The following is a 6353-nucleotide window of genomic DNA, read 5'->3' as shown; positions in this document are numbered from 1 at the left end:
GCGCTGGACAGCGTGATTTGCGGGTTTCCCGCGCGGGGAACATGGGGTAATTTCCGCCCATGATCGCCGCTCACGACCTCTCCCCGGCCGAACTCGCCGCCCTTCTGCATTTCCATGCGGATGCGGGCGTGGACCGGCTCCTCTTCCAGCAGCCAGTCCACGCCCGCATCCGCATGGAAATGCAGAAGGGCGGCGAGTTCGGCCGGGGAGAGGTCGTGAGCGGCGATCATGGGCGGAAATTACCCCATGTTCCCCGCGCGGGAAACCCGCAAATCACGCTGTCCAGCGCTGAATATCGCCGCTTTCGCCGATCATGGCGAGACCATGGGCAATCGAGAGCAGCTCGCCGCCGCTTTCGATCCGGTCGGCATCGAAGCGGCGGGTGAAAAGTTCCCGCACCGCCGGCACGAAAGAGGTGCCGCCGGTCAGGAACACCTTGTCGATCGCATCGGGCGAAACCTGCGTCTTCTCCAGCACCTCGTCCAGCGCACCCTCGATTTTGGCGAGGTCTTCGGCAATCCACGCGTTGAAATCGCTGCGCTTCACCATCTTGCGTCCGGCCTTGCCGAGCGGCGCGAAGTTGAATTCCGCCTCCTCGGCCGAAGACAGCGCCATCTTGGTGGCGGAAATCGACTGATAGAGCGGGTAACCTTCGTCATGTTCGACGAGATCGATGAAGAGTTCCAGCTTTTCCGGTTCCAGTGCCGAGCGCACCAGCGATTTGAGGTCGGTGAATTCCTTCGAGGTCTTGAAGATCGACAGCTGGTTCCAGCGGCCGAAATTCACGTAATAACCCGAAGGCACGTCCAGAACCTTGTCGAAGCTCTTGAACTTGCTGCCCTTGCCGATTTCCGGCGAGACCAGATTGTCGATCATGCGGAAGTCGAAATGGTCGCCTGCGACACCCACACCGGAATGGCCGATGGGGGTGGCGGAAAGCTTGCCGGCATGGGTCTCGAAACGGATCAGCGAATAGTCGGTGGTGCCGCCACCGAAATCCGCCACCAGCACATTGGCGTCCTTCTTCAGGCTCTGGGCGAAATAATAGGCGGCCGCCACGGGCTCGTAGACATAGTGGATTTCCGGAAAGCCGGCCCGGCCCAGCGCTTCGTTGTAACGGGCAAGCGCAAGCGTTTCGTCCGGATTGCTGCCGGCAAAACGCACCGGCCGGCCGGCGATGACGGTGGAAACATCGCCCGGCCACTCATCGCCCGCATAGGTCTTCAGCTTGCGCAGGAACACATCCATCAGATCTTCGAAGCTCTGGCGCTTGGCGAAGATCAGCGTGCCCTGAAACAGCGGCGAGGCCGCAAATGTCTTGATCGACTGCAGGAAACGACAGTCGCCGGCATTGTCGATGAATTGCCGGATGGCGGCGTGTCCCGCTTCCACATGCAGCGCGGCCGCACCAAGGCCGGCATCCTTCATGAAGGAAAGCGCCGTGCGCATGCTGTCATCCGTGCCGGCGCTGCTGGTGAAGCGCATGGAGCGGCTTTCGCCGCCCGCGTCGGAAAGAGCCATGACCGTGTTTGTCGTGCCGAAATCGAGACCGAGAGCCCGCTTTTGCGTCATCGCCATATCCTTGTTGCCGAAAGAAGAACCCGCCCGGCCCTTGGGCGGCCCGGCGTGAAAATAAGGGATGCCCTTGGCGTCCCGATGTCAGAGGAGGGCGGTTGATTGCACAGGGCCGACGGAATGGCAAGCGCCGACCATTGTTTTTAAGCCCTGCGTGACGCGCTGGCCGGCCCTGGCGGGAGGTGAGGCAATTGCCGGGGAAGGGGATGGTAAACGATCTGACTATGTTCTCACGAAAGAGCGTCGCAGTTTTCTGTAATATTCTTAGGGGGTTGCTGCTATGGTGGCGCATATTAGAAGTAGTGACTGTCGAAATCACGGAAAATGCCGCGTGATTTAAATATTTTTGTAATCGTAGGATGTATTTCTAGGCGAACTATATTGGTTGCCCGTTGTTTTCGTAGCCTGGGAAATTCGATGCCCCGCAAGCCGGCCCGTTCCACCCTCGAAGAAGTGCCGCTGGACCATTCCGGCCTCGTTCGTGGCGATATGGGTGTTTTCAACCGCCAGCTCATGCACCTCCTGGAGGCCTCGCAGCAGGGTTATGCCCTGTTTGATGGCGAAGACAGGCTGCGCTTCGCGAATGCCGTGTTCCGCAAGGCGCTGGATGTGCCGCATGACGAGTTTCCGAGCTGGCTGGAGCTGATGCGCAACGGCTATCGCAACAGCACCGGCACGGCCATTGAAACCACCGATTTCGAATTGTGGCTGCGCTCCGCCAAGACGAGGCGCGGCAAGCTGCCCTTCCGCACCATCGAGACCAGCCTCAATGACGGGCGCTGGATATTGACGACCGAAACGACATTGCCCGGCGGCTGGATGTTATGCGTCGTTACCGATGTTTCCGAACTCGGGGTCGAATTGCGCGATCTCAGGCAGGAGCGTGACAGGGCGCTGAAATCGGCGCTGAGTGACGAACTGACCGGTCTCGGCAACCGCCGCTATGTGATGGACAGTCTCAATCAGATGCTTGGCCCCAACAAGGCCCAGGCGCTTGCCATCACCATCATCGACATAGACCACTTCAAGGCGGTGAATGACCGTTTCGGGCACGCCTGCGGAGATATGGTCCTCAAGGATTTTGCCGCCCGGCTTTCGGCCGCGGCGTGCCGGGACGATCTTGTCGGGCGGATTGGCGGCGAGGAATTTCTGCTGGTCCTCAGCGGCTCGAGGATGCTGGGCGTCCAGGCTGTCATGCAGGGGTTGCTGTCGTCGTTGGCGCAGGCATCACCGCTCGGGGACATGCCGGATTTCCGCTACAGCTGCTCGGCCGGCATTGCCTTCGCAAATCCCGGGGAGAGCGCCAGCGACGTACTGCGGCGTGCCGATACGGCCCTCTACGAAGCCAAGAACACCGGCCGAAACCGCTTCGTGATTTACGAAGCGGTTTCCTGATGCGCCTGGCGTAACAGTCGTCAGTTCGATTTCGCCGCGCCGCCATCCACGCGCAGCATCGTGCCGGTAATATAGCTCGCCGGCACGGAGCAGAGGAAAGCACCGGCGGCGGCGAATTCCTCCACCGTGCCGAGACGGCCGGCCGGAATGCTCTTGACGGAGGCCTCGCGGATTTCCTCGACGCTTTTGCCGAGCCGCTTGGCATTGGCGCCGTCCAGCTCGTCAATGCGGTCGGTGTGGATGCGGCCGGGCAGCAGCAGGTTGGAGGTGATGCCGAAGGAGGCCACTTCGCTCGACAGCGTCTTGCTCCAGCCGACAAGCGCGCCGCGCAGCGTGTTGGAAAGGGCGAGGTTCGGGATCGGTTCAAACACCCCGGAGGAGGCAACGGTGAGGATGCGGCCGAAACCCTGTTCCTTCATCTGCGGCAGCAGCGCATTGGTCAGCGTGATGACCCGCAGCACCATCGACTGAAAAAAGGTATCGAGCTTGTCGACCGTCATGTCCTGCGCGAGGCCGGGTGTCGGGCCGCCGGTATTGTTGACGAGGATATCGATGCCGCCGAGCTTGTCCTTGACGGCCTGAGCCATGGCCTCGATGAAATTGTCGTCGGCAAGATCACCCCAAACCCAGTCGGCCTTGCCCTTGCCGAGCGCATTGATCGCCTTGCAGTTTTCCGCCAGCTTTTCACCGCTTCGGCCAACCAGAAGGACATTTGCGCCTTCTTTCGCCAGCACGGTGGCAATGCCCAGCCCAAGGCCGCGAGAGGAGGCGAGAACGAGGGCGCGTTTGCCGGAAATGCCGAAATCCATGGGTTCTGTCCTGTCTTGTGAGTGCCGTATGTGCTGTTTATAGAGCATTTCCAGGAAAAGTGGACCCCGGTTTTCCGTCCGGAAATGCGACAAAACAAAGAGTTAGAGATTTTCCGCGATTCGCAGAAAAGCGAAAAACCTCTATAAGGTGGCGTCCGGTTTTGAAGGTAAAATACACGTCATGACAGAACAATCCCTGCTCAAATTCTCCATTGCCGTCACGGTTGTCCTGGCGCTCTTCGGCATCGGTGCGGGCCTGTTCTCCGGTTCCTTCGCGGTGGTTTTCGACGGTGTTTATGCGCTCACCGATGCTTTCATGACGGTGCTGGCGCTGCTCGTCGCGCGGTTGATCGCCGCTTCCGCAGCACCTAAGCCCGGTGGCCGGCTGGTGGAGCGTTTCACCATGGGGTTCTGGCATCTGGAGCCGATGGTGCTCGGCCTCAACGGCACGCTGTTGATGGGGGCGGCGATCTATGCGCTCATCAATGCCATCGACAGCCTGATGGATGGAGGACGTTTGATCGAATTCGATTACGCCATCCTTGTCACCTTTGTCAGCTTCGCCGTCTCGCTTGCCATGGCATGGTTCGTCAGAGGGCAGAACCGCAGGCTGAAATCCGCCTTTGTGGCGCTGGACGCCAAAAGCTGGCTGATGAGTGCGCTTCTGAGCATGGCGCTCTTTCTCGCCTTCGCCGTGGGCTATGGGCTGACGGGCACCTCGCAGGCCTGGCTTTCGCCCTATATCGACCCTGCCGTGCTGGCACTGGTCTGCCTCGTCATCATCCCCATGCCGCTCGCCAATGTGAAACAGGCGCTTGCCGACATTCTTCTGGTGACACCGCTGGAGTTCAAGCAGCATGTGGACGGGGTGGCGGGCGAGATCGTGACGAAGTTCGGCTTTTCCTCACACTATTCCTATGTCGCCCGCGTTGGCCGCGGCCGGCAGATCGAACTCTTCTTCATCGTGCCGAAAAACTGGCCGCCCCGGCGCCTTGAGGAATGGGACGCGATCCGCGACGAAATCGGCGAAGCACTGGGTGGTGAGGGGAGTGACCGCTGGCTGACGATCGTGTTTACCACGGATGAGGAGTGGGCGGTTTGAGTGGAGTTCGGGGGATGTTTAAGCTGCGTCCGTTTCTGGGCCGATACCGTTGAAAAACTCGACAGGCTCAAGGGATCAATTGCAAAAGCAGAGTAGGTGAGCTCAGGAAAACGCCAACCACGAGGCCAACAAACCCCAAGGCAACCGCGCCGATAGTTCCGTGGTTCTCCCAACCGATCAAAGCGCCTACGGTGGTCGATACGATGATAATCGACACCGTCCAGATCACCTTGATGATGGACCATATGCGTTGTCTAGCTGTGGGTTCTTCACGTGGCATAACAGCTCGCTAAAAATGCTCGGCTATCAGGATATAATATTGGATTTGCATTCCACTATAGGCGTGATTCAATCGTCGCATTGATTTGCAGGGGATCAGGCGAATGATGGGATGTCAGGCGCAAGAAGGTCGAGATGCTCTTTGCTCACCTCAAGCGCATTCTGCGGATGGCGCGTTTGAGGCTAAGAGGACCGTGCGGTGCACGAGACGGGGTGTTGCGATACCTCAGGATATTCGCAGTAAAGCGGTAGTTGGGAAGGTCGTCCGTCTGCAATCGAGCCCTCCACTACGGTCCGCCAGTCGAAATGCTGCCTATCCCGCGATAGGATTCGATATCTGATTTACACGCAACTTGTTCTGCTGGGAATGACCGCTTGCGGCGGATCAGAGATCAGCCGCCATCTTCGCCTTCGGGCTCGGGAGCAGGCCGACTTGAACGCTTCAAGGACGTCCGAAACTGGCGCTAAGCAGAAGACGTTGATCGGCCCCAAGCGGCCATTCAAGGGGTTGACGAAGGGGGATTAACAAGCGGGACGTTCGGTAATCTAGGGGGATTATCTTTCCACCCGGTAAGTTCCTCTATATTGTCCGGAAACTTGTAGTACACGCAAGAGTTCAGAGGGTAGAAGCCAAAGTCGTCAGTTGGTTCTACGCGGGCAAGCTCCAGTTCAAACGTATCGGTGTCACCGCCAGCGCCATAGAACATCGCCATCAGGGTGAGTTCTTGATAAGGCCCTGGCGGGTACATGGAGCCAATGGCAACGACTTCCTTTTTTGGAAACGCCCCTTTGATGACGCGTTTGATTTCGAGTTCGGCTCGAGCCATCCGGGTCGAGAACGTGTCGTTTTTTGCAAGCAACCCGGACTCGCCGATAAATAGCGACCTCAACCGGGCTTCAACAATTATCTGCGCGTTCTCACGCATTTCCGCTCTTGGCGGACAAGGTTGCATCGCGTGGGAGGGGTCGAAACCGCCGAACAGTATCGTGACAGATGTGGCGAGCCATAGGGCTGTGCAATTATTCCTATTCACAATGATCGCCTCGTTTGTCTCGGACATGGCACTAGCTTGGATTGCCAATGTTGCTCCGGGCTTATCAATGATGTCGCGTATTTCGCCTGCAGTTGGCGCACAACAAAATCCATAGTTGATATTTGAAAGCGCTCTCATTTCAGGACTTTCCGCTGCTTG

General features: G+C 58.6%; 5 protein-coding genes and 1 pseudogene. 2 read left to right on the top strand and 4 right to left on the bottom strand.

The genetic code is table 11. The features are described from left to right. Positions 1 to 230, bottom strand: a pseudogene (locus QD336_RS16460) (hypothetical protein); the annotation flags it as partial. Between the two features lie 43 nt (positions 231 to 273). Beyond that, positions 274 to 1572, bottom strand: coding sequence for an Hsp70 family protein (locus QD336_RS16455; protein ID WP_499171387.1), 1299 nt, complete (start codon positions 1570 to 1572; stop codon positions 274 to 276). 420 nt (positions 1573 to 1992) lie between these two features. Here QD336_RS16455 and QD336_RS16450 point away from each other — a divergent pair, with 420 nt between their 5' ends. Next, positions 1993 to 2970 carry a GGDEF domain-containing protein gene (locus tag QD336_RS16450; RefSeq protein ID WP_499171386.1) on the top strand — a complete coding sequence of 326 codons (978 nt, stop codon included), beginning with the start codon at positions 1993 to 1995 and terminating at the stop codon, positions 2968 to 2970. A gap of 20 nt (positions 2971 to 2990) precedes the next feature. Here the strand turns inward: QD336_RS16450 and QD336_RS16445 are convergent, their stop codons facing one another. Beyond that, positions 2991 to 3779 carry an SDR family oxidoreductase gene (locus QD336_RS16445; RefSeq protein WP_499171385.1) on the bottom strand — a complete coding sequence of 263 codons (789 nt, stop codon included), beginning with the start codon at positions 3777 to 3779 and terminating at the stop codon, positions 2991 to 2993. Between the two features lie 181 nt (positions 3780 to 3960). Between QD336_RS16445 and QD336_RS16440 the strand changes: the two genes are divergently transcribed. Next, positions 3961 to 4881 (top strand): cation diffusion facilitator family transporter, encoded by a 921-nt coding sequence (locus QD336_RS16440; RefSeq protein ID WP_499171384.1) that lies wholly within the window; start codon positions 3961 to 3963, stop codon positions 4879 to 4881. A 779-nt stretch (positions 4882 to 5660) separates the two neighbouring features. On the opposite strand, the gene QD336_RS16435 is transcribed toward QD336_RS16440, so the two are convergent. Continuing rightward, positions 5661 to 6332: a hypothetical protein gene (locus QD336_RS16435; protein WP_499171383.1), complete on the bottom strand. Its 672-nt coding sequence runs from the start codon at positions 6330 to 6332 to the stop codon at positions 5661 to 5663. Positions 6333 to 6353 lie beyond the last annotated feature (21 nt).

The organism is Rhizobium sp. BR 250 (assembly GCF_047445855.1).
Classification (GTDB): Bacteria; Pseudomonadota; Alphaproteobacteria; order Rhizobiales; family Rhizobiaceae; genus Agrobacterium; species Agrobacterium tumefaciens_I.
This window is presented reverse-complemented; position numbering and strand designations above follow the sequence as displayed.

Excerpts from the sequence above, each read along its gene's own strand:
- QD336_RS16455 (WP_499171387.1), bottom strand. The coding sequence starts at position 1,572 with ATGACGCAAAAGCGGGCTCTCGGTCTCGATTTCGGCACGACAAACACG.
- QD336_RS16450 (WP_499171386.1), top strand. The coding sequence starts at position 1,993 with ATGCCCCGCAAGCCGGCCCGTTCCACCCTCGAAGAAGTGCCGCTGGAC.
- QD336_RS16445 (WP_499171385.1), bottom strand. The coding sequence starts at position 3,779 with ATGGATTTCGGCATTTCCGGCAAACGCGCCCTCGTTCTCGCCTCCTCT.
- QD336_RS16440 (WP_499171384.1), top strand. The coding sequence starts at position 3,961 with ATGACAGAACAATCCCTGCTCAAATTCTCCATTGCCGTCACGGTTGTC.
- QD336_RS16435 (WP_499171383.1), bottom strand. The coding sequence starts at position 6,332 with ATGAGAGCGCTTTCAAATATCAACTATGGATTTTGTTGTGCGCCAACT.